This is a genomic window from Lentzea waywayandensis (assembly GCF_900115955.1).
GTDB lineage: Bacteria > Actinomycetota > Actinomycetes > Mycobacteriales > Pseudonocardiaceae > Lentzea > Lentzea waywayandensis.
Genome location: NZ_FOYL01000003.1, coordinates 1,004,591 through 1,024,603, shown reverse-complemented (window position 1 = coordinate 1,024,603; position 20,013 = coordinate 1,004,591). Strand labels below are relative to the sequence as shown.

Below are 20,013 nucleotides of genomic sequence, written 5' to 3'. Positions count from 1 at the left end.
AGCGTCAGCGTCGTCCTGCGACGGGCAGGCGACGCGCACGATGTCGCAGCCGGACGCCGTCAGCTCTGCGATCTGCTGCAGAGTCGCGTTGACGTCGGACGTCAACGTGGTCGTCATCGACTGGACTGAGACGGGGAACTCGCTGCCGACACCGACGTTGCCGACCATCAGCTGCCTGGTCTTGCGACGTTCCGACAGCACCGGCGGCGGCAGTGCCGGCATTCCGAGCATCACGCCGTCACTCATGGGTTGTGCACCTTTCCGTAAATCACTTATTGCAACCTGATCGGGTTGACGATGTCGGCGGTCACGGTCAGCAGCGTGATGGCGCCGCCGATGAAGATGACCACGTAGGTGAGCGGCAACAGGCGCATGTAGTTGACCGGGGCGCCGGCGGGCTTCCCGCGCAGCTTCCTCACCCAGTCTCGCACCCGTTCGTACAGGTTGACGGCGATGTGACCACCGTCAAGGGGGAGCAACGGCAGGAGGTTGAACACACCGACGAAGAAGTTCAGGCCCGCCAGCATGAGGATGAAGAACGCCCACAAACCGCGTTCCGCGGCGTCACCACCGAGGCGCGACGCACCCACGACGGAGATCGGGGTGTCGAGGTCGCGCTCGCCGCCACCGATGGCCTTGACCACGGCCGGGATGCGCTCCGGGAAGCGCATGAGGCCCTTCCAGGTGTTCACGAACATGTCGCCGGTGAACGCCAGGGACGCCGGGACCGCCGCGAGCGGGCTGTACTCGAAGTTCTGCTGCCAGGTGACGCCGATGGCGCCGACCTCCTTGACCTCACGGCCGCCCTTGCCGTCCGTCACCTCGCGGGTGACCTTCGGCACGTTCACCGTGAGCGCCAGCTCCTTGCCGTCGCGCAGGACCTTGAACTCGGTCGGCCCGCTCAGGTCACGGGTGATCTTGAGCATCTCGGACCACGTCGAGATCGGCTTGCCCGCGATGGACGTGACCTCGTCGCCGGGCTGAAGGCCCGCGTCCTTGGCCGGAGCCGGGGCGCCGGGCTCGCACGGCGCGGTGAGGCCGACGGTGTGGTTCTGCACGCACGGCGTGATCTCGGCGAGAACCGGCAGGTCCTTGTTGTTCGGCAGGCCGAGCGACATCGCGAGGATCAGCAGGATGATGAAACCGAGGATGAAGTGCGTGATCGAGCCGGCGGACAGCACGACGACGCGCTTCCACACCTTCTGGTTGTAGAAGGCGCGCTTGCGGTCGTCCGGGTGCACCTCGTCCAGCGCCGTCATGCCGGTGATCTCGCAGAAGCCGCCGGCCGGGATCGCCTTCAGGCCGTACTCGGTCTCGCCCTTGCGGAACGAGAAGAGCTTCGGGCCGAAGCCGATGAAGTAGCGGGTGACCTTCATGCCGAAGGCCTTCGCGGTCAGCAGGTGCCCGAACTCGTGCAACGCGATGGACACCGCGATGCCGGTCGCGAACAGCAGCACCCCAAGGATGTTGATGAATGTGTTCACGGAAAGTTCAGTTCCTTCCAACCAGCTCGCGGGCACGTGCGCGTGCCCAGTCCTCGGCGGCCAGGACCTCCGCGACGTCCGCGGGGTCCTTCTGCCAGTCATTCGCCTCGCCGAGAACCTGGCCGATGGTGTCCACGATCGACAGGAACGACGTGTCGCCGGCGACGAAGGAGGCGAGTGCCTCCTCGTTCGCGGCGTTGTAGATCGCAGGAAGGCAACCGCCGGCGGTGCCTGCCTGCCGCGCGAGCTCGACCGCCGGGAACGTGACGCTGTCCAGGGGTTCGAACGTCCACGAGGTGGCGGTGTCAAAGGTACAGGCGGCAGCGGCACCCGCGACGCGCTCGGGCCACCCCAGCCCCAGTGAGATCGGCAGCCGCATGTCCGGAGGCGACGCCTGCGCGAGCGTCGAGCCGTCCGTGAAGGTCACCATGGAGTGGATGATGGACTGAGGGTGCACCACGACGTCGACGCGGTCGTAGGGAACCCCGAACAGCAGGTGCGCCTCGATCAGCTCCAGGCCCTTGTTGACCAGGTTCGCCGAGTTGATCGTGACGACCTGGCCCATCGACCAGGTCGGGTGCGCCATCGCCTGCTGCACGGTGATGGCTTCGAGCTCGCTGCGGCTCTTCCCGCGGAACGGCCCGCCGGACGCCGTGAGCACCAGCTTGTGCACCTCGTTCCGGGTGCCACCGCGAAGGCACTGCGCGAGCGCCGAGTGCTCGGAGTCGACCGGCACGATCTGGTCGGGCTTGGCCGCCTTCAGCACGAGCGCCCCGCCCGCGATGAGCGACTCCTTGTTCGCGAGCGCGAGCACGGCCCCGGTCTCGAGCGCCTTGAGCGACGGCTCGAGCCCCCTGGACCCGTCCATGCCGTTGAGGACGACGTCCGCGGGCGCCGCCTCGATCAGGTCGACCATGCTGGTCAGCGTCCTGACACCGGGCACCTCAGCGCCGTTGGCCACGGCGACTGTCTTCACGTCGAACTCTGCTGCCTGCTCCTTGAGCAGGTCGAGCTGACGTCCACCCGCGCCGAGCCCGACGACCTTGAAGCGGTCGCGGTTGCGCCGGATGACGTCGAGCGCCTGGGTGCCGACAGAGCCGGTCGAGCCCAGGATCAGGACAGTGCGTGGAGTACTCATCGCCCCTCATTGTTCCGGAGAGTGCCTGAGAGCCTCGGCACAGCCCGTTACTTTGATAACGGAGCGGTCTTGAAGGTGTGAAGTCGCCAGTTCGAGGGCATTCCACCGACGTCAAGTCGTTGGAAGGAGACTCTCCGTGGGCATCCTCGGATGGATCGTGCTAGGTCTGCTGGCCGGAGCCATTGCCAAGGCCATCATGCCGGGCAAGGACCCTGGCGGAATCATCATCACGATGCTGATCGGCATCGTTGGCGCGATCTTGGGTGGATTCATCGGATCTGCGGTGTTCGGGACCGATCTGGGCTCGTTCTTCGATCTCCGGACCTGGCTGCTGGCCATCGTCGGATCGCTGGTCCTGCTGGGCATCTACCGCCTGGTCACGGGTCGGCGCAGTCGCGTTTAGCCGTATCAGACGTTTGAGGCCGTTCGGGTGTCACCCGAACGGCCGTTTTTTTGGTCGCTGCTTCGCAGACTCCGGCGAGTTCGCCGGGAAGCTGGTCGTCCGGCCACCGCTTCGCCGCGATTGGGCTTCGCCGAATCCCGACGAAGGGGCGACCGGACGACCAGCGCGAACTCGCGGCTGAACACGACCTGCCCATCGGAGCGGCTGGCGCGAACTCGCGGCCGAGCGCGACCTGCCAGTTGGGTCGGCCGACGCGAACTCGCGGCTGAACACGACCTGTCCCGCAGGTCGGCGTGCGCCCTGTCAGGTGGCGATGCCCGCGTCGCGCGCCAGCAGAGCCGCCTGCACCCGGTTCGTCAGCCCCAGCTTGGCCAGCAACCGCGACACGTAGGTCTTCACCGTCGCCTCCGACATGTGCAGCTTCGCGCCGACGTCGGCGTTCGACATGCCCTGCCCGAGCAACGCCAGCACCTCGACCTCGCGGTCGGTCAGCCCCTCGACGGCCTTCTGCGCCTCCTGCCGCTTCGGCTGCCCCGACGTCGCCACCATGCCGACGACGCGCGAGGTGACCATCGGCGAGAGGTAGGCCTCGCCGTTGTTGACAGCGCGCACGGCTCGTAGCAGTTCCTCGGGTGCGGAGTCCTTCAGCAGGAAGCCGGCGGCACCGTCGGACAGCGCGCGCACGATGTTGTCGTCCTCGCCGAACGTCGTCAGCATGACGACGCGCACGGACGGTGCGACGACGCGGAGTTCCTTGGCGCATGCGAGGCCGTCCATGCGTGGCATGCGGATGTCGAGCACGGCCACGTCGACTCGGCGCTCGCGGACGATCTGGAGCGCCTCTCGGCCGTCGCCGGCCTCCGCCACGAGCTCGATGTCGTCGGCGGTGCCGAGGATGGCCTTGATGCCGGCGCGCATCAGCGGCTCGTCGTCGGCGATGAGCACCCGGATCATTGACCTGTCCTCTGCACGTGGATCTTCTTCTCGACCAGCTTGCCGTCTCGGAAGCAGAAACGCACCACTCGGGTGCCTTTCGCGAGGTACGACTGCTCGTCGGTGATGTGGTAGACGCAGCGCGCGCCGGGCGGTTCGGGGCTGGCCTGGGACTTGCGTTCGCCGTCCGCCACCAGGGGTTCGTCGCCGGCCGGGAGCAGCGCGAGCACGTCGGCCTCGGACTGGCCCTCCTGGATCCGGTCGAGGTTCTCCTGCGACACCACCTCGGTCACCGGCTGCGCGCCGAGGTAGGTGAAGCCGCCGATGATGATCGTCAGCACCAGGGACGCGCCCGCGATCGACCCGACGCCCGCCCACTTGCGGATGCCGCGCGGCGACTCGGTCTCGTCCTGCTCGTCCTCCGGCTCGTCCGGGAGCGGCGTCTCCTCGTACGGCAGCACGGCGGCGATCCGGAAGCCACCCGACGGCAACGCGCCGACGTGCAGGATTCCGCCTGCCACGCGGACGCGTTCGGTGAGTCCGATCAGGCCGACGCCCGGCTCCTGCACCGGCGACCCGTTGCGCGACGGGTTGTTCCGCACCTCCACGACCAGGGCGTCCGGCTCGTACTTCACCGTCACCTGCACCGCGGCGCCCGGCGCGTGCTTGGCGGCGTTGGTCAGGCCTTCCTGGGCCACGCGATAGGCGGCGTGAGAGACACGTGACGGCAACGGGTGCGCCTGCCCGCCGCGCACCAGACTGACCAGAACGCCGGCCTTGCGCGCGTCGCTCACCAACGAGTCGATGGACTCCGCGGTCCGTGTCGCTGGGTCGTCGTCGGGACCGTCCTCCGCCCGCAGCACGCCGATGATCGACCGCAGCTCACCCATGCCCGTCAACGCCGCCGAGCGCAGCACCCCGATCGCCTCGCGCTGCTTGTCCCCCAGCGACGGGTCCAGCGCCAACGCGCCGGCGTGCACGGAGATCAACGACAGCCGGTGGCCGAGGCTGTCGTGCATGTCCTGGGCGATGCGGCTGCGTTCGCGCAGCCGGACCTGCCGCGACAGCATCTTGTGCTCGACGTGCATGCGCGCCTCGCGGTCCTGCATGGCCTGGATCAGCGCCTCGCGTTGCGCCAGGTACCGCCCGACGAGGAACGGCAGCGCCACGCCCACGCCGAAGATCGTGACCAGGATCAGCATCCCGTAGACGGGTTCGATGTCGAGCGGCCGCTGGTCCCAGTCCCACAGCAGCACGACGACGATGAACGTCAGGGTGGTCGACACCACCGCCTTGACCCACGACTCGATGCGGCGGCCGGCCGTGTAGCTCAGCACGACCATCATCGCGGGCCCGAAGAACGGGATCGCCGCGCCCGCGATCATGACGGTCGCGGGCAGCAGGTGCCGCAGGGGCAGCATCACCACGTAGACGGCGAAGTAGACGACGAGCGTCCAGCCCGACGCCTTCGTCTCCGCCCACGGCCCCGGCCACAGGTCCAGCAGGAGCACGGCGACCATGACGAGCAGGTCGCCGACGAGCCGCACCGGGGTCAGCGCCCGAAGCCGGGCCAGGGTGTCGGCGCGGAACGCCTCGGCCCTGGTCCGCACAGCAGTAATCACGCTTTCAAGCTACGAGACGTCCCATGTCCGCGCGGCACGCTGGAGTATCGAATTCTCGCGACGAAAGTTGACTACACAGCCAGCTTCGCGGCTGATCCCGTCTTGCGCGCCCTCCACGAGGCGAACAGAACGCCGATGATCAAAAGCAGTGCCGTCGCCGTGACCATCAACGTCGACAGCGCCACGATCTCCGGCGAGATCCCGCGCTTAGACGCCTGCGCGTAGACGAACACCGGCAGCGTCGTGGACCCGACCCCGGTCAGGTACGACGAGATCACCACGTCGTCGAACGACAGCAGGAACGCGAACGCCGCGCCCGCCACCACCGCGGGCGCCACCAGCGGCAACGTCACGGTCCGGAACGCCACGAACGGCGACGCCCCGAGGTCGGCCGCGGCCTCCTCCATCCGAACGTCCATTCCGGACACCCGCGAGCGCACCACGACGACCACGAAGCTCAGTGAGAACGCCACGTGCGCGAACAACAGCGCCCCGAACCCGAGTGGAATCCCGGCGAGACGCACGAAGAACCCCAGCATCGCCACACCCATGACGACCTCAGGCACCACCAACGGCAGCGACAGCAGCACCGTCCAGAGCCCTCGGCCGGGGAACGCACGACGCAGCCCGAACGCCGCGAGCGTCCCGATCACCGTCGAGATCGCCGCCGACGCCAACGCCAGCTGCAAGGTCAGCTGCAACGACGCGAAGACGCGCGTGTCGTCGAGCAGTTCCGCGTACCACTGCAACGAGAACCCGCTGATCCGCGACAACGACCGCGACGAGTTGAACGACGCGATGGCGAGCCACGCGATCGGTGCGTACAAGAACAGGAAGACCAGGGCCACGACAGCGCCGAGCACCCACGGACGACGGTTCACAGCACGTCCTCCCCACGCCGCCCGCGCAACACGAGCACGAACACCACCAGCACGAGCAGCAGCACGGCCATCGCCGAGCCCAGCGGCCAGTTGTTGCCGCCGCGGAACTGGTCGTCGATCACCGAACCGAACGTCGACTGCTCGACCCCGCCGAGCAGCTTCGGCGTCACGAAGTCACCGGCCGCGGGCACCAGCACCAGCAGCGATCCGGCCAGCACACCGCTGCGCACCCCTGGCAGCACCACGCGGAAGAACGTCGACACACGCCCGTGCCCGAGGTCGTACGACGCCTCCGTCAGCCGGACGTCGAACCGCTCGCACGCCACGTACAGCGGCAGCACCATGAACGGCAGAAAGCCGTACGTCAGACCAAGAACCACCGCTCCGTGCGTGAGCAGGAATCCGCCGTCGCGGTCCAGCCCGACCCAGCCGAGCACGGTGTTCACGAGACCTTCGCCGTCCAGCAGCGCCTTCCACGCGTAGATCCGCGCGAGGTAGCTCGACCAGAACGGGATCAGCACCGCCGCGAGCAACGCCGTGCGGTACCTGCCGCCGTACCGCGCGATGAACCACGCCAGCGGAAAGCCGAGCAGCAGGCAGGCGACGGTCGTGGCGCCCGCGTACAGCAGGGTCCGCCCGAAGATCGGCAGGAACGCCGGGTCCAGCGCCGTCAGGTACGCCTGCGTCGTCCACGGCAGCACCGCGCGGGCGACCCCGGTGTCGCGCGTCGCGAAGCTGAACTCGACGACCACGACGAGCGGCGCGATCAGGAAGAACCCCAGCCAGACCCCGGTCGGGGCGAGAAGGGCGTTGGCCTTCAGCCAGCGTCGAAGCACGGATCCACATCCTGCCATCACGTTCCCAAGGCGAACATCCGTGTACCGTTGTGAACATGAGTGTTCACCTGTTGCAGACGGCGACATCCGTGCTGCTCAAGGACCCGACCGCGTCCCTGGGCGACGTCGCGCGGGCCGCCGGTGTCGGCAGGACCACACTCCACAAGCGCTTTCCCACCCGGACGGCGCTGGTCCGCGCCGTCGCGAGCGACGCGCTGGACCTGATCGAGTCGGTGGCGTGCCACGTCGACTTCGACAGCGACGACGCGCTGGAAGACCTCATGACGCGCCTGGTCGCGCTCGGCCCTCGGGTGGAGTTCCTGCTCCGCTTCCCCGGCCTCGACCGCGACGAGGAACTGGCGGCCCGCATCCGCGAGATGGACCGGCCCGTGCTCGACCTGATCACCCGGCTGCAGGGAACGAAGCTGCGCCGCGACCTGCCCGCGTGGTGGATCCTGCACACCCTCTACGCCGGGCTCTTCAACGCCTGGGAGGCGATCAGCGACGGCCGTCTCGCGCCGCTGGACGCTCCCCGGTTCGTGCTGTCCACGGTGTTCGAGGGGGTAAGTGATGTTCGAGCAGTTGACCGGACATGAAGACCCGCATCCGATCTACGAGCGGCTGCGCGCACTCGGGCCGCTGAGCGGTGACGGTGGCCTCTGGGTCACGACGAGCCACCCGGTGGCCAACACGATCCTGCGCGACCGGCGGTTCGGCATGCGGTTCTCCGACGGGAGCCGTCCGGCCAACGGCAGCCTGCTGGCCGAGTCGTTCCTGGAACTCGACCCGCCGGACCACACCCGGCTGCGCAGGATCGCGACGCCGGCGTTCAGCCCGAAGAAGATCGACGAGTACCGGGCGCGCGTCGAGAAGGTCGCCGACGCGCTGCTCGACCGCGATGAGTTCGACCTGATCACGGACTTCGCGGCGCCGCTGCCGATCTCGGTGATCAGCGACCTGCTGGGCATCCCGGACGCCGACACGGCCGAGTTCGCGGACTACGGCGCGCTCGTCGCCGCGTCGATCGACTCCGGCGTCACCGCGGAGATGGCCGACGCCAACGACAAGGTGCTCGAACTGTTCGACCGGCTCATCGCGCAACGCCGGCAGACGCCAGGTGACGACGTGATCAGTTCTCTGATCGCCGCCGAGGCCGAGAAGAGGCTCACCGCGCAGGAGATGCTCAGCACCCTGGTGTTGCTGCTGGTCGCGGGCTTCGAGACCACGGTCAACCTGATCGGCAACGGCATGCGCGCGCTGCTCGACCACCCGTCGCAGTGGAAGCTCTTCAAGGCCAACCCGGAACTCGCGTCCGCGGTGGTCGAGGAGACGCTGCGGTGGGCGCCGCCGGTGCACATGACCAGCCGGATCGCGCACGAGCAGGTCCACCGGATCGGCAAGGACGAGGTCGTGACGCTGCTGCTCGCCGCCGCGAACCGCGACCCTGAGGTCTACCCGGAGCCGCACAAGTTCGACGTGATGCGCGTGCACAAGCCGGAGCACCTCGCGTTCTCCAGCGGAATCCACTACTGCCTGGGCGCGACGCTCGCCCGCATGGAGGGCGAGGTGGCGTTCCGCGCGCTGGCCCGCCGCATGCCTGACCTGCGGCAGACGGGCCCGGTCGAGTTCCGCGACTCGGTGGTGATCCGCGGGCTGAAGTCCTTCCCCGTCAGCCGGTCTTGACCTTCGTCCAGGCGTCGGCGTAGAGCGCTTCGACGTCGCCGCCGAGGTCCTTGGTGAACGGGAGCTTCTTCAGCTGGTCCTCCGGCGGGTAGACCACCGGGTCGTTCAGAAGTTCCTTGTCGATCAACGGCTTCGCGGCGGCGTTGGGGCTGCCGTACCGGACGGCGTTGGACAGCGCCGCACCCGCTTCCGCGCCCAGGACGTAGTCGATGAACCGGTGCGCGTTCCCGGCGTGCGGCGCGTCCTTCGGGATGACGAGCAGGTCCACGTAGGACAGTCCGCCTTCCGTCGGGATGGCGTACCCGATGTCGTCGTTGGTGGCGCGTGCCTGAAACGCGTCACCCGAATACGACTGCGCGAGCCGCACCTGACCGGAGGTCAGCGGTTCGATCACGTCGGAGGTGATCTGGCCGAGCTTCTTCTTCAACGACAGCAGGAAGTTCGCGGCGTCGTCGATCTGCCCGGCGTCGGCGGTGTTCGGGTCGTGGCCGAGTTTCAGGAGCCCGATCGCCATGCCGTCGCGGGCCTCGTCGAGGATCGAGCTGCGGCCCTGCGCGTTCGGCAGGTCATAGGCGTCGAACCCGGTGACGTCGCCGCCGATCTGCGACTTCGAGTACGCCAGACCCGTTGTGCCCCAGGCCCACGGCACGGAGTACCGGTTGCCGGGGTCGTACTCGGCGTCCACGAACCGCTGCTCCAGGTTGCGCAGGTTGCCGATCGCGTCGTGGTCCAGCGGCTGGAGCAGGCCGGAGCGCAGGAACCGGCGCAGGAAGTTGTCACTCGGCACCACCAGGTCGTAGCCCGCCTGGCCGGACGCGATCTTGGCTTCCATCTCGTCGTTGGTGGAGAAGTTGTCGTACGTGACCTCGATGCCGCTCACAGCCGTGAAGCCGGGCAACGTCTCCGGCGCGATGTAGTCGGTCCAGTTGTAGAAGTTGAGTTTGGGCTCGTCGGTCAGGTTCACCGCTCTTCCCGCGCTCGGACCCCCGGTGTTCGTCGGCGCGGGACCGACCGCGCAGGCGGCGAGAGCGAAGAACGCCATCGAGCCCAGCATCGTGCGGCGGGTCACCCGAGGGCTGTCGACGTCCCACAGCCGGGCGATCCGGACCTGCTCAGCCATCCTTCTGCTCCAGCAGCACGGTGAACTCGGGGTCCCAGGCCATCCGCACGGTCTGGCCGGGCGCGCCCGCGTCGTCGATGCGCTGGGCGTTCTGCACGAACGCCGTGAGCACGCCGCCGGGGGTGTCGACCACGAACTGCGTGGAAACGCCGGTGTAGACGACGTCCTGGACGACGCCCTGGAGCACGCACCAGCCCGTCGGCGGTTCGGCGGTCTCGTTGAACAGGCGCACCTTCTCCGGCCGCACGGTCGCGGCGACCTTCTGACCGTGGCTGACCTTGCCGGAGAACTTGGCGCGCAGGTTCGTGGCGCCGGGAGCCGTGAGAGCGGCGAACTCACCGTCCACACCGGACACCTCGGCGTCGAGGATGTTGGACGTGCCGATGAACCCGGCGACGAACCGGGTCGCGGGCCGTTCGTAGACGTCCTCCGGGTAGCCGACCTGCTCGATCTTGCCCGCGTTCATCACGGCGATGCGGTGCGAGAGGACCAGCGCCTCTTCCTGGTCGTGCGTGACGTAGAGGAACGTCGTGCCGACCTCGCGCTGGATGCGCATGAGCTCGATCTGCAACTCCTTGCGGAGCTTGGCGTCGAGCGCGCCGAGCGGTTCGTCCAGCAGAAGCAGCTGCGGACCGGCCGCGAGCGCACGGGCGATGGCCACGCGCTGCTGCTGACCACCGGAGAGCTGCGTGGGCCTGCGCTTGGCGAACTGCGACAGCCGCACCAGTTCGAGGTGCTCGCCGACGCGTTTCTTCAGCTCGTCGCCGCGGACCTTCTTGCGCTTGAGGCCGTAGGCGACGTTGTCCCACACCGACATGTGCGGGAACAGGGCGTACGACTGGAAGACGGTGTTGACGTCCCGCCGATACGGAGGGACGCCCACCATGTCGTTGCCGTCGAGCTCGATGCGGCCCTCGTCGGGATCGACGAAACCGGCGATCATGCGCAGGACCGTGGTCTTGCCGCAGCCCGACGGGCCGAGCACCGAGAAGAACTCGCCCTCGTGGACGTTCAGCGAGACGCCGTCGACCGCCACCTGATCGGAGAAGCGCTTGCGCACACCGTGGAGACCGATCTCGACGGGGGCGAACGTGTCCGGGGTGGAGGCCTCGGCGGGAGAGAAGCCGGTCAAGTCGAGGCGCCTTCGCAAGATCGAACGGGTAGGCCTCGAAGAGCCTAGACCCGTGCGACCTCGCTCGTCAGTCGTGCGCGCGCGACCTCACACCTCCGTGCTCGTCGTCATGTGCGACGATGACCTCGTAATCCGGATGAGCAGTGGAGGAAACCGTGGCTACGTCCTCGGAACTGGACAAGCGTCCTGCCGTCGACCCTCACGAGGAGCCGTCGCACGAGTGGGGCTGGCACGGCACGTTCCCCAAGGGCACCCGCATCGCGGGCTGGCTCTCGGCGGGCTTCTGCTTCCTGATGCTGATCGGCAACCACCACGGTCAGACCGAGAACATCTTCCTCGTCGGCACCGGCGTCTCGATCATCGCCTTCCTGGTGTGGGACACGGCTCGCCGCCGGACGTCCTGGCGCCGCTAGAGCGTCTCGAGCACGATCTTGCCCTGGGTGCGGCCCGTCTCGCCCAGGGCATGTGCTTTTCCGGCGTCCTGCAGGGGGAACGTCGCGTCGACGTGCACCTTGAGCTCGCCGGACTCGACCAGCGCCGCGATCGCCTCCAGGCCCGCGCGGTCGGGTTCGACCAGGATCGGGCTGGTCCTGATGTCACCGCGGATCGCGGCGTCCACTCCGGACGGCACGCCGACGAACAACCCGCCGGGCCGCACCGAGTCCGGTGACTCGCCGCCGACGAGGTCGACGAACAGATCGATGTCGTTGCCCGCGTAGTCGCCCCGGGTGTAGTCGATCACCTCGTCGGCGCCGATCTCCTTGAGGAACGCGTGCTTGGGCTCACGCGCGGTGCCGATGACGTACGCGCCACGCGCCTTGGCGATCTGGACCGCGAGGTGCCCCACACCGCCTCCCGCGGCCGTGATCAGCACCTTCTGCCCCGGCTGCACGTCCGCCGTGTCGACGAGGATCTGCCACGCGGTGAGCGCGGCGAGCGGCAACGCGGCCGCCTCGACGTGAGTGAGGCTCTTCGGCTTCTTCGCGAAGTGGCGGGACGGCGCGGTGACGTACTCGGCGTACGCGCTCGCGGCGCGCGGGAACCACGGCATGCCGTAGACCTCGTCACCGGGCTTGAGGGTCGTGACACCGAAGCCGACCTCCTCGACCACACCGGAGACGTCCCAGCCGTTGATGAACGGGAAGGTCTGCATCCCGGCCATGCCGCTTCCGGCGCGGGTCTTCCAGTCGACCGGGTTGACGCCGGCGGCGTGCACCCTGACCAGGACCTCCGTCGGAAGCGGCGCGGGCTTGGGCACGTCGCTGAGGGTGAGAGGGCCGCCGAACTCGTTCTGGATGATCGCTCGCATGCTGTCAAGCATGGGAGAGCAGGTCTCCGTTAGCAATTAGGCACTATCTTGTGCACTAGGTACCTGGTAGAAACTAGCCGTGATCAGGGACGTTTACCTCAAGATGTGCCCGTGCCGCGACCTGCTGGACATGGTCGCGTCGAAGTGGACGGCGCTGGTGATCGGCGACTTGGAGGACGGACCCAAGCGGTTCGGTGAGCTCAAGCGCCGGCTGGAGGGCGTCAGCCAGAAGATGCTCACGCAGACGTTGCGCACACTGGAGCGCGATGGGCTCGTCACGCGCACGGTCTACCCCTCGGTGCCGTTGCGCGTCGAGTACGAGCTGACCGAGCTCGGGCGCAGCGTCACCGAGCCGCTGGCCGCGCTGCGGTTGTGGGCGCAGAAGAACTACGAGTCCGTGGCCGAGGCGCGCGAGACGTTCGACGGTTCCGAACCCCTCGGCCTGGAGCCCGCCACGACCCGCTAGCCGACGACCCAGCCGAACTGGAACTCCGGCTGGTAGCCCTCGCACTTCGCGTCGAGCGAGTCGAAGTGCGTGCCCTTGAACAGGCAGCGGTACAGCGGCAGCGCCGGCACGTCGGCGGGCTTGCCGGTGAAGACGTGGCCGAGCGGGGTGGCGCTGACGACCGTCTGACCTTCGCAGGTGGGCGAGACCGAGGTCATGTGGTCCTCGGACCCGTTGACGCGGCAGGCGTAGAGCGGCTTCGTGCCCGCCTCCTCCTTCGCGAGGAGCTTGCCGAGGGTGTTCGCCTCCGCCGCGAAACCCGCCGGCGTCGCCACGCGTGACGTGCCGCTGAAGTGAAAGCCACCCGCCTTCAGGTGACGGGTCAGCACCAGCGTCTCGCGCGGCGGCTTCGGCTGCGTCGTCGGCGGCTGGGCCGGCTGCGTCGCCTGGGAGGACTTCACCGGCTGGCTGGACGGCGCCGCACTGCTGCTCGGCGCGGCACTGCTGCTGCTCGCCGGCGCGCTCGACGCGGTGCTGCTCGCGTTCGACGACGGCTGCTGCGAGCTCGCCCCCTGCTGTGCGGCGGCGGCCGTGCCCCGCTGGGCCTCCGGCTTGAGGAGGAACACCGCGGCGAGCGCGATCACCACGACCGCGGCCGCGGCGCCGGCGAACATCCCGATCTTCTTGCGGGACTTGGGCTTCTCGTCCCAGTCGGCGTGCGTCGGGGTGTTCGGCGCGACGTAGGCGGTGACCGGTTCGATCACCACCGTCTGCTCGGACGGCGTCAGCGGCTTGACCGTCTTCGTGGCGCCGCTGAGCCGTTCCCGCAACTGGGCCGCGGTGAGACGGCGGGTGTCGTCCTGGGCGAGCAACGCCATGATCGTGTCGGCGAGCGGGCCCCTGGTCCGTTGCAGGACCGGCTCCTCGTACATGATCGCGTGCATGGTGGCCGCGGTCGTGTCGCGCTGGAACGGCGAACGGCCCTCGATGGCGTGGAACATCGTGGCGCCCAACGCCCACAGGTCGCTCGCGGGCGAAGGCTGCTTGCCCGCGAACAGTTCCGGCGCCATGTAACCGGGCGAGCCCATGATGCCGCCGGTCGCGGTCAGCCCCGGATCGTCCATCGCGCGGGCGATGCCGAAGTCGGCGAGCTTCACGCGTCCGTCGGGCAGCACCATGATGTTGCTGGGCTTGACGTCGCGGTGCACGATGCCCGCCGCGTGCGCCGCCTCCAGCGCGTTGAGCGTCTGCAGACCGATGTCCGCGACCTCGTCCTCGGTGAGAGCCCTGCGGGTCATGACCTCGGAGAGCGTGGGCGCCTCGACGAGCTCCATGACCAGGTACGTCGCGCCGTCCTCGACGATGACGTCGTAGATGCCGACGACGTTCGGGCTGTTCAGGCGGCCTGCCGCGCGGGCCTCCCGGAGCACCCGCTCGGTCTCGGTGGTCCGCAGCTCCTTGAGCGCGACCTGCCGTCCGATGACCCTGTCCTCGGCGAGCCAGACGACCCCCATGCCGCCCCGGCCGAGTTCTCGGATCGTCGCGTATCTGCCCGCGACCAGCCTCGTGTCTTCCCCCACGACGCCGCATGGTAGCCGCACGCCCGTGTCGGCCGGTTTCCTGTCCGGTTCTGTCCGCTGACAGTGCGTGCGGGTTTCGCTACCGTTCGAGATGGTCTAGACCGCTTCCCTGTCATCGCGTTGAAGGCGGTCTCTCTCATGTCTTTTGGCGTGTTGCTCGTGGCGTTGTCCCTGCTCAGTCCCATCGTGGACGATCTGCCGGACGAGTTCCGGCAGCCTTCGCCGGCCGTCTCCGTCCAGTCCGTCGTGTGTGACGGCGACGGGGTGAGCGGCAAGCGCGTTCAGGCCGTCTACGTGCGCGGCGACCAGTCCGCGGACCGGTATCCGCAGCTCGTGACCCAGTTCCAGACGTTCGCCGACCAGATCGACAACTCGTTCGTCGAGGCCGCCTCACGCCTGGGCGGCGGCCTCCGGCACGTGCGCTTCGTGACGCAGGCCGACTGTCGCGCAAAGGTGGACAACGTTGTCGTTCCCCAGTCGGCGATGTCCTCTCCCTCCGCGATCGCCGACCAGCTGTCGGCGCGTGGCTACAACCGCACTGATCGCAAATACCTGTTCTGGCACGACTCCGGCGGCTGCGGCGTGGCGTGGGGCGCGCCGGGCGACGACCGTCCCGGTGCCGACAACGGCTACAACTCAGGACCTTCTTACGCCGCAGTGGGAACGGGCTGCTGGACGTGGCAGGCCAGCGCCCACGAACTGCTGCACACACTGGGCGCCGTGCAACGTTCGGCACCGCACTCCACGGCGTTCGGTCACTGCTGGGACGACCAGGACATCATGTGCTACAACGACGGCGGCATCCCGAACCCGCCCGGCGGCCTGGTGAACGTCTGCCCCGGCGCGCCGGAGAACCAGCTCGACTGCGGCGGCGACGACTACTTCCACACCAACCCGCCCGCCGGTTCCTACCTGGCGACGCGCTGGAACGTGGCACGCAGCCAGTTCCTGACCTCGTCGGGGTCCGGAACGATCGTGGGCACAGGCGGAAAGTGCGTCGACATCAGCAACTCCGGCACCGCCGACGGCACCGCGATCCAGCTCTGGGGCTGCAACGGCAGCGGCGCCCAGCAGTGGTCGCGCGTCGGGGACACGTTGCGCGCCTTGGGAAAGTGCATGGACGTCAACGGGTCCGGCGTTGCGGACGGAACGGTCGTGCACCTGTGGACGTGCAACGGAACCGGAGCACAGGTGTGGTCGCGCGTCGGCACCACGTTGCGCAACCCGCAGTCCGGCAAGTGCCTCGACGCCGCCGGCAACTCCTCCGCTGACGGCACGAAGCTGAACATCTGGACGTGCACGGGCGGCGCGAACCAGAACTGGCAGCTCTGACAGCTCGGCCCCCGCTTGTGTCTGAGTGGGGGCCTTTCTCACTGTTCGGGCACGGTTGCAGGTATGCGCACACAACAGTTTGCTCACCTGTACATCCAGGTGAGAGGACATGAATCATGTCGGTGACCGACGAGCTGCTCGCCAACAACGCCACGTACGCCGCCCAGTTCTCCGGCCCGCTCCCCCTGCCACCGGCCAAGCACGTGGCCGTCGTGGCGTGCATGGACGCCCGCATCGACGTGTACCGCGTGCTGGGGTTGAACGAGGGCGAGGCGCACGTCATCCGCAACGCCGGCGGCGTCGTGACCGAGGACGAGATCCGTTCGCTCGCCATCAGCCAGCGCCTGCTGGGCACGCGGGAGATCATCCTCATCCACCACACCGACTGCGGCATGCTGACGTTCACCGACGACGAGTTCAAGCGCTCGATCCAGGACGAGGTCGGCATCAAGCCCTCCTGGTCCGCCGAGGCCTTCGGCGACCTGGAGGAGGACGTGCGCCAGTCACTCGCGCGCATCGTCGGCAACCCGTTCGTGCCAGTGAAGGACTCCGTGCGCGGCTTCGTGTTCGACGTGGCGACCGGCGTGCTGACCGAGGTGAAACCCTAGACGCACACCCAGCAGTAGAGCCGTTCCTCGTTCTTGACCGCCTCCACGGCCAGGGCCTTGAGCTCATGCAGGATCTCGGCCAGAACGACGGGATCGAACCTCTTCAGTTCGTCGATCTTCGACCAGGCCTCGGCGACGTCGGTCAGCTCGCCCGTGCCGGCAAGCCCGTCCCTCAGCCCGTCGGTGACGGTGAGGACCAGCCGCTCACCGTCATCTTCGATCGCCAGGTCGTCGCCGCACCGCGGGTCCTCGAACACCTCGTCGTAGGGCCGGCCGGTGAGCAACTCTTCCAGCTTTCCCATCACCACAACAGGATCGAGCCACTTGGTCTCGACCGTCCTGAACGGACCACCCACGGGCCCGCCGTCGATCGTGGCGGCCGCGAGCTCGTCCGACGGCGCGGCGAAGTAGTCGTACATCACTCCCATGGGCGGAGTTTCGCAGAATCCCGGCCCTGCGTCAGGTGTTCGCGCTGACCCGATGCTCGTGGCAGTAGGCGACGTGCATCCAGTCCCAGATCCGCTCGACCGCGATGTCCGTGCAGAAGTGCTCGCCGGGGTTCTCGTGCATCCGCCGCGGCCCGTCCTCGATCAGCTCACGCCACTGATCTCCGTTGAGCGCGAACGACTTCCAGCTCCCGGTGAGGAACAACGTGTCCGCCGCGAAGTGGTGCCGCACCACGTCGCGGTAGCCGCGGCGCAGCGGTTGATGGTCCGGTGTCAGCAGACTCTCGACCGCCGGAAACCCTCTGCTGCGCACGGTGTGCGGCCTCCCCCGCCCAAGCCGAGCCCGCACCTCTTTCCACCGTGACGGCGGAAACCCGAGACTGTGGTGCATCAACACGAGGTCCAGCAACGGCTCATCGTCCACACCGAACGACCGGCAGTCGTACTCGGTCTCACGCAACGGCAAGTAGACCAACGTGCGCGGCGACCGCATCGCGAACTCCCACGCCATCGCCAGTTCCAGTGCCGCAGCCTTGTCCACGATCAGCTGCACGCCCCGAAACCCGTCGTACGTGTCGTACAGGGGCGCGTGCTTCAACGGCTTGGCCGGCCGCACCACCCGGTACTCGTCCCGCCCCAGCCTCACCGTGCTGACGAGCGTGCGCCAGCGTTCCCCTTCAAGCTTCATCGGCGTGTGCTGACTCGGTGCTGGTCGCAGTACACGACGTGCAGCCAGTTCCAGTGCTGGTCTTTGGCGGTGATCTCAGCACAGCAGTGCGTGCCGGGGGCCTCGTGCATGTGCCGCGGGCAGTCCTCGATCAACTGCCGGAACGCCTGCCCGCCGGCCTGGAACGTGGACCTGCTGCCGACGACGAACACAGTGCCTTCCACGATCGCGCCGCGCAGCATCTCCTGGCTCCATCGCGGCACCGGCCGTTCTTGCGGCATCCCTCGGCACACAACGGTGTGCGGCCGTCCACCCCGAAGCTTGGCCCGCACGTCCCTCCACTTCGACAGGCGAAACCCGAGGCTGCGGTGCAGCAGCACCAGGTCCAACGCGGGCCCGTCGCTGCTCCGGCACTCGCGGTCGCTCTGCCGCAACGGCAGGTACACCACCGTGCGCGGCGACCGCATCGCGAACGCCCAGGCCATGGCGATGTCGAGCGCCGCCGCCTTGTCCACGCACGTCTCCACGCCCATGTACCCCTCGTACAACGGCGCATGACGCAACGGCCGGGCGGGCCGCACCACCCGGTACTCGTCCCGCCCCAGCCTCACCGTGCTGACGAGCGTGCGCCAGCGTTCCCCCTCGAGTCTCATCGCGGGAAACGGTAAGGCCGCGGCCCTCCACGGCGCACCGCAATAACGAGGGTCAGCCCTCGGCCGCCAGCTGACCGCAGGCCGCCGCGATCTCCTGCCCACGCGTGTCGCGCACGGTGCACTCGACGCCCTGCTCACGCACCCGCCGCACGAACTCCCGCTCGACGGGCTTCGGCGATGCGTCCCACTTGGACCCAGGCGTCGGGTTCAGCGGGATCAGGTTCACGTGCACCAGTTGCCCGAGGTGCTTGCGCAGCTTCTTGCCGAGCAGGTCCGCACGCCAGCCCTGGTCGTTGATGTCGCGGATCAGCGCGTACTCGATCGAGACGCGCCGCCCGGTCTTGTCCGCGTAGGCCCGTGCCGCTTCGAGCACCTCGGCGACGTTCCACTTCGTGTTGACCGGCACCAGCGTGTCGCGCAGCTCGTCGTCAGGCGTGTGCAGCGACACGGCGAGGCGGACCTGGAGGTTCTCCTCGGTCAGCTTCTTGATCGCGGGCACGAGACCGACCGTCGACACCGTCACGTGGCGCTGCGAGATGCCCAGGCCGTCCGGCGCCGGGTCGCAGATGCGGTGAACGGCCTCGAGGATGCGCTTGTAGTTCGCGAGCGGCTCGCCCATGCCCATGAAGACGATGTTCGAGAGCCGGCCGGGGCCGCCGGGCAGGTCGCCGTCGCGCATGGCCGCGGCGCCGAGACGCACCTGGTCCACGATCTCCGCGGTCGACAGGTTGCGCTGGAGGCCGCCCTGGCCGGTCGCGCAGAACGGGCACGCCATGCCGCAGCCGGCCTGCGACGAGATGCACAGCGTCGCGCGGTCCGGGTAGCGCATCAGCACGGACTCGATGAGCGTGCCGTCGTGTGCGCGCAGCAGGGTCTTCGACGTCGTGCCCTCGTCGGCGGTGACCTTGCGCACGACCGTGAACAACGGCGGCATCAGGTCGGCCACGAGCTTGTCGCGCGTGGTGGCCGGGATGTCGGTCATCTCGGCGGGGTCGACGGTCAGGCGGCTGAAGTAGTGGTTCGACAGCTGCTTCGCCCGGAACGGCTTCTCACCCAGTGCCGCAACGGCTTCCGCGCGTTGGGCGGGCGAGAGGTCGACCAGGTGGCGCGGCGGCAGGCCGCGCTTGGGCGCGTCGAAGACAAGGGGAAGCGAGGTCATAGCACATCTAGTGTCCCACGAACTTCACCAACACAAGACCGTTGCATCGCGATAGATTCCGATATATCGTTAGCGACATGATGATGAAACCACACCACAGAGAGCACCACCACAGGCATCGCCGCGGTCCCTTCGGGGGCGGCGGCAGGGGCGGCCGCCAGAGGCGCGGCAACGTCCGGGCGGCGGTTCTGTCCTTGCTGGCAGAACGGCCGATGCACGGCTACGAGATCATTCAGGAGATCGCCAAGCGCACCGGCGGCGTGTGGAGCCCGAGCCCCGGCTCGGTCTACCCGACGCTGCAGATGCTCGCCGACGAAGGCCTCGTCTCCGCACTGGAAGAAGGAGGCAAGAAGCTTTTCACACTCACCGAGCACGGCAGGGCGGAGCACCCGGCCCCGCCCTGGCACGACATCGAGATCCAGCTCGACCCGGTCGACGGCGAACTGCGCACGGCGGTCCGGCTGCTCGGCGCCGCGATGGAGCAGATCTCCCACGCGGGCACACCAGAGCAGAAGACCCGCGCCGCCGAGCTCTACAACGAGCTGCGCCGCAAGCTGTACGCGATCCTCGCCGAGGAGTGAC

Annotated in this window: 23 protein-coding genes; 8 read left to right on the top strand and 15 right to left on the bottom strand. The window is 68.3% G+C overall.

The features are described from left to right. The 3 genes from BM417_RS15585 to dxr all read right to left on the bottom strand — a co-directional run. A partial coding sequence (locus tag BM417_RS15585; protein WP_177320455.1) for a flavodoxin-dependent (E)-4-hydroxy-3-methylbut-2-enyl-diphosphate synthase occupies positions 1-222 on the bottom strand: 222 nt, incomplete at its 3' end. Positions 223-272: 50 nt separating this feature from the next. Beyond that, positions 273-1,484, bottom strand: coding sequence for a M50 family metallopeptidase (locus tag BM417_RS15580; protein WP_245821931.1), 1,212 nt, complete (start codon positions 1,482-1,484; stop codon positions 273-275). Positions 1,485-1,491: 7 nt separating this feature from the next. Then, positions 1,492-2,622, bottom strand: a complete 1,131-nt coding sequence (gene dxr, locus BM417_RS15575) for a 1-deoxy-D-xylulose-5-phosphate reductoisomerase (protein WP_093593471.1) — start codon at positions 2,620-2,622, stop codon at positions 1,492-1,494. Positions 2,623-2,758: 136 nt separating this feature from the next. Between dxr and BM417_RS15570 the strand changes: the two genes are divergently transcribed. Then, positions 2,759-3,025 (top strand): GlsB/YeaQ/YmgE family stress response membrane protein, encoded by a 267-nt coding sequence (locus BM417_RS15570; protein WP_093593468.1) that lies wholly within the window; start codon positions 2,759-2,761, stop codon positions 3,023-3,025. Between the two features lie 303 nt (positions 3,026-3,328). On the opposite strand, the gene BM417_RS15565 is transcribed toward BM417_RS15570, so the two are convergent. The 4 genes from BM417_RS15565 to BM417_RS15550 all read right to left on the bottom strand — a co-directional run bounded on the left by BM417_RS15565 (position 3,329) and on the right by BM417_RS15550 (position 7,297). After that, a complete protein-coding gene (locus BM417_RS15565; protein ID WP_030479625.1) occupies positions 3,329-3,979 on the bottom strand; it encodes a response regulator in 651 nt (216 codons plus the stop codon). After that, a complete protein-coding gene (locus BM417_RS15560) occupies positions 3,976-5,580 on the bottom strand; it encodes a sensor histidine kinase (protein ID WP_143138660.1) in 1,605 nt (534 codons plus the stop codon). Before BM417_RS15560 ends, BM417_RS15565 begins: the two co-directional genes overlap by 4 nt. A 71-nt stretch (positions 5,581-5,651) precedes the next feature. Beyond that, positions 5,652-6,461, bottom strand: coding sequence for an ABC transporter permease (locus tag BM417_RS15555; RefSeq protein WP_093593462.1), 810 nt, complete (start codon positions 6,459-6,461; stop codon positions 5,652-5,654). Further along, positions 6,458-7,297, bottom strand: a complete 840-nt coding sequence (locus BM417_RS15550; protein ID WP_245821930.1) for an ABC transporter permease — start codon at positions 7,295-7,297, stop codon at positions 6,458-6,460. The genes BM417_RS15555 and BM417_RS15550 overlap by 4 nt, the downstream gene beginning before the upstream one ends. Before the next feature lie 56 nt (positions 7,298-7,353). On the opposite strand from BM417_RS15550, the gene BM417_RS15545 reads away from it, so the two are divergent. Next, positions 7,354-7,893: a TetR/AcrR family transcriptional regulator gene (locus tag BM417_RS15545; protein ID WP_093593456.1), complete on the top strand. Its 540-nt coding sequence runs from the start codon at positions 7,354-7,356 to the stop codon at positions 7,891-7,893. Continuing rightward, on the top strand, positions 7,868-8,980 hold the full coding sequence (locus BM417_RS15540) for a cytochrome P450 (protein ID WP_093593453.1): 1,113 nt from the start codon (positions 7,868-7,870) through the stop codon (positions 8,978-8,980). The genes BM417_RS15545 and BM417_RS15540 overlap by 26 nt, the downstream gene beginning before the upstream one ends. On the opposite strand, the gene BM417_RS15535 is transcribed toward BM417_RS15540, so the two are convergent. Next, entirely contained in the window at positions 8,967-10,100 is a 1,134-nt protein-coding gene (locus BM417_RS15535) for a polyamine ABC transporter substrate-binding protein (RefSeq protein ID WP_093593450.1), read from the bottom strand. The two genes, BM417_RS15540 and BM417_RS15535, sit on opposite strands and share 14 nt — an antisense overlap. Further along, positions 10,093-11,232 carry an ABC transporter ATP-binding protein gene (locus BM417_RS15530; protein ID WP_093593447.1) on the bottom strand — a complete coding sequence of 380 codons (1,140 nt, stop codon included), beginning with the start codon at positions 11,230-11,232 and terminating at the stop codon, positions 10,093-10,095. The genes BM417_RS15535 and BM417_RS15530 overlap by 8 nt, the downstream gene beginning before the upstream one ends. Before the next feature lie 155 nt (positions 11,233-11,387). Here BM417_RS15530 and BM417_RS15525 point away from each other — a divergent pair, with 155 nt between their 5' ends. After that, on the top strand, positions 11,388-11,645 hold the full coding sequence (locus BM417_RS15525; protein WP_093593833.1) for a DUF2631 domain-containing protein: 258 nt from the start codon (positions 11,388-11,390) through the stop codon (positions 11,643-11,645). On the opposite strand, the gene BM417_RS15520 is transcribed toward BM417_RS15525, so the two are convergent. Beyond that, complete coding sequence (locus BM417_RS15520; RefSeq protein WP_093593444.1) at positions 11,642-12,541, bottom strand: NADP-dependent oxidoreductase; 900 nt, start codon at positions 12,539-12,541, stop codon at positions 11,642-11,644. The two genes, BM417_RS15525 and BM417_RS15520, sit on opposite strands and share 4 nt — an antisense overlap. A 103-nt stretch (positions 12,542-12,644) precedes the next feature. Here BM417_RS15520 and BM417_RS15515 point away from each other — a divergent pair, with 103 nt between their 5' ends. Beyond that, complete coding sequence (locus tag BM417_RS15515; RefSeq protein ID WP_093593830.1) at positions 12,645-13,007, top strand: winged helix-turn-helix transcriptional regulator; 363 nt, start codon at positions 12,645-12,647, stop codon at positions 13,005-13,007. On the opposite strand, the gene BM417_RS15510 is transcribed toward BM417_RS15515, so the two are convergent. After that, positions 13,004-14,566, bottom strand: coding sequence for a serine/threonine-protein kinase (locus BM417_RS15510; RefSeq protein ID WP_281251317.1), 1,563 nt, complete (start codon positions 14,564-14,566; stop codon positions 13,004-13,006). The genes BM417_RS15515 and BM417_RS15510 overlap by 4 nt on opposite strands. 138 nt (positions 14,567-14,704) lie before the next feature. Here BM417_RS15510 and BM417_RS15505 point away from each other — a divergent pair, with 138 nt between their 5' ends. Both BM417_RS15505 and BM417_RS15500 read left to right on the top strand, forming a co-directional pair. Further along, a complete protein-coding gene (locus BM417_RS15505; protein ID WP_093593438.1) occupies positions 14,705-15,898 on the top strand; it encodes a ricin-type beta-trefoil lectin domain protein in 1,194 nt (397 codons plus the stop codon). A gap of 116 nt (positions 15,899-16,014) precedes the next feature. After that, positions 16,015-16,506: a beta-class carbonic anhydrase gene (locus BM417_RS15500; protein ID WP_093593435.1), complete on the top strand. Its 492-nt coding sequence runs from the start codon at positions 16,015-16,017 to the stop codon at positions 16,504-16,506. Here BM417_RS15500 and BM417_RS15495 read toward each other — a convergent pair. Genes BM417_RS15495 through rlmN form a run of 4 tightly spaced genes read right to left on the bottom strand, consistent with a single transcriptional unit; the run spans position 16,503 to position 19,431 of the window. Beyond that, the gene (locus BM417_RS15495; RefSeq protein ID WP_093593432.1) at positions 16,503-16,934 is read right to left on the bottom strand and encodes a hypothetical protein; all 432 of its coding nucleotides are present in this window, start codon (positions 16,932-16,934) and stop codon (positions 16,503-16,505) included. The two genes, BM417_RS15500 and BM417_RS15495, sit on opposite strands and share 4 nt — an antisense overlap. A gap of 31 nt (positions 16,935-16,965) precedes the next feature. Continuing rightward, positions 16,966-17,640 carry a hypothetical protein gene (locus tag BM417_RS15490; RefSeq protein ID WP_093593429.1) on the bottom strand — a complete coding sequence of 225 codons (675 nt, stop codon included), beginning with the start codon at positions 17,638-17,640 and terminating at the stop codon, positions 16,966-16,968. Continuing rightward, positions 17,637-18,272: a hypothetical protein gene (locus tag BM417_RS15485; RefSeq protein ID WP_093593426.1), complete on the bottom strand. Its 636-nt coding sequence runs from the start codon at positions 18,270-18,272 to the stop codon at positions 17,637-17,639. Before BM417_RS15485 ends, BM417_RS15490 begins: the two co-directional genes overlap by 4 nt. Before the next feature lie 52 nt (positions 18,273-18,324). Continuing rightward, positions 18,325-19,431, bottom strand: a complete 1,107-nt coding sequence (gene rlmN / locus BM417_RS15480) for a 23S rRNA (adenine(2503)-C(2))-methyltransferase RlmN (RefSeq protein WP_093593423.1) — start codon at positions 19,429-19,431, stop codon at positions 18,325-18,327. Between the two features lie 77 nt (positions 19,432-19,508). On the opposite strand from rlmN, the gene BM417_RS15475 reads away from it, so the two are divergent. After that, on the top strand, positions 19,509-20,012 hold the full coding sequence (locus BM417_RS15475; RefSeq protein WP_093593420.1) for a PadR family transcriptional regulator: 504 nt from the start codon (positions 19,509-19,511) through the stop codon (positions 20,010-20,012). Position 20,013 lies beyond the last annotated feature (1 nt).

Coding starts and splice junctions, on each gene's coding strand:
- dxr (WP_093593471.1), bottom strand. CDS start 2,622: ATGAGTACTCCACGCACTGTCCTGATCCTGGGCTCGACCGGCTCTGTC.
- BM417_RS15565 (WP_030479625.1), bottom strand. CDS start 3,979: ATGATCCGGGTGCTCATCGCCGACGACGAGCCGCTGATGCGCGCCGGC.
- BM417_RS15545 (WP_093593456.1), top strand. CDS start 7,354: ATGAGTGTTCACCTGTTGCAGACGGCGACATCCGTGCTGCTCAAGGAC.
- BM417_RS15540 (WP_093593453.1), top strand. CDS start 7,868: ATGTTCGAGCAGTTGACCGGACATGAAGACCCGCATCCGATCTACGAG.
- BM417_RS15535 (WP_093593450.1), bottom strand. CDS start 10,100: ATGGCTGAGCAGGTCCGGATCGCCCGGCTGTGGGACGTCGACAGCCCT.
- BM417_RS15520 (WP_093593444.1), bottom strand. CDS start 12,541: ATGCGAGCGATCATCCAGAACGAGTTCGGCGGCCCTCTCACCCTCAGC.
- BM417_RS15515 (WP_093593830.1), top strand. CDS start 12,645: ATGTGCCCGTGCCGCGACCTGCTGGACATGGTCGCGTCGAAGTGGACG.
- BM417_RS15505 (WP_093593438.1), top strand. CDS start 14,705: ATGTCTTTTGGCGTGTTGCTCGTGGCGTTGTCCCTGCTCAGTCCCATC.
- BM417_RS15500 (WP_093593435.1), top strand. CDS start 16,015: ATGTCGGTGACCGACGAGCTGCTCGCCAACAACGCCACGTACGCCGCC.
- BM417_RS15495 (WP_093593432.1), bottom strand. CDS start 16,934: ATGGGAGTGATGTACGACTACTTCGCCGCGCCGTCGGACGAGCTCGCG.
- BM417_RS15490 (WP_093593429.1), bottom strand. CDS start 17,640: ATGAAGCTTGAAGGGGAACGCTGGCGCACGCTCGTCAGCACGGTGAGG.
- BM417_RS15485 (WP_093593426.1), bottom strand. CDS start 18,272: ATGAGACTCGAGGGGGAACGCTGGCGCACGCTCGTCAGCACGGTGAGG.
- rlmN (WP_093593423.1), bottom strand. CDS start 19,431: ATGACCTCGCTTCCCCTTGTCTTCGACGCGCCCAAGCGCGGCCTGCCG.
- BM417_RS15475 (WP_093593420.1), top strand. CDS start 19,509: ATGATGATGAAACCACACCACAGAGAGCACCACCACAGGCATCGCCGC.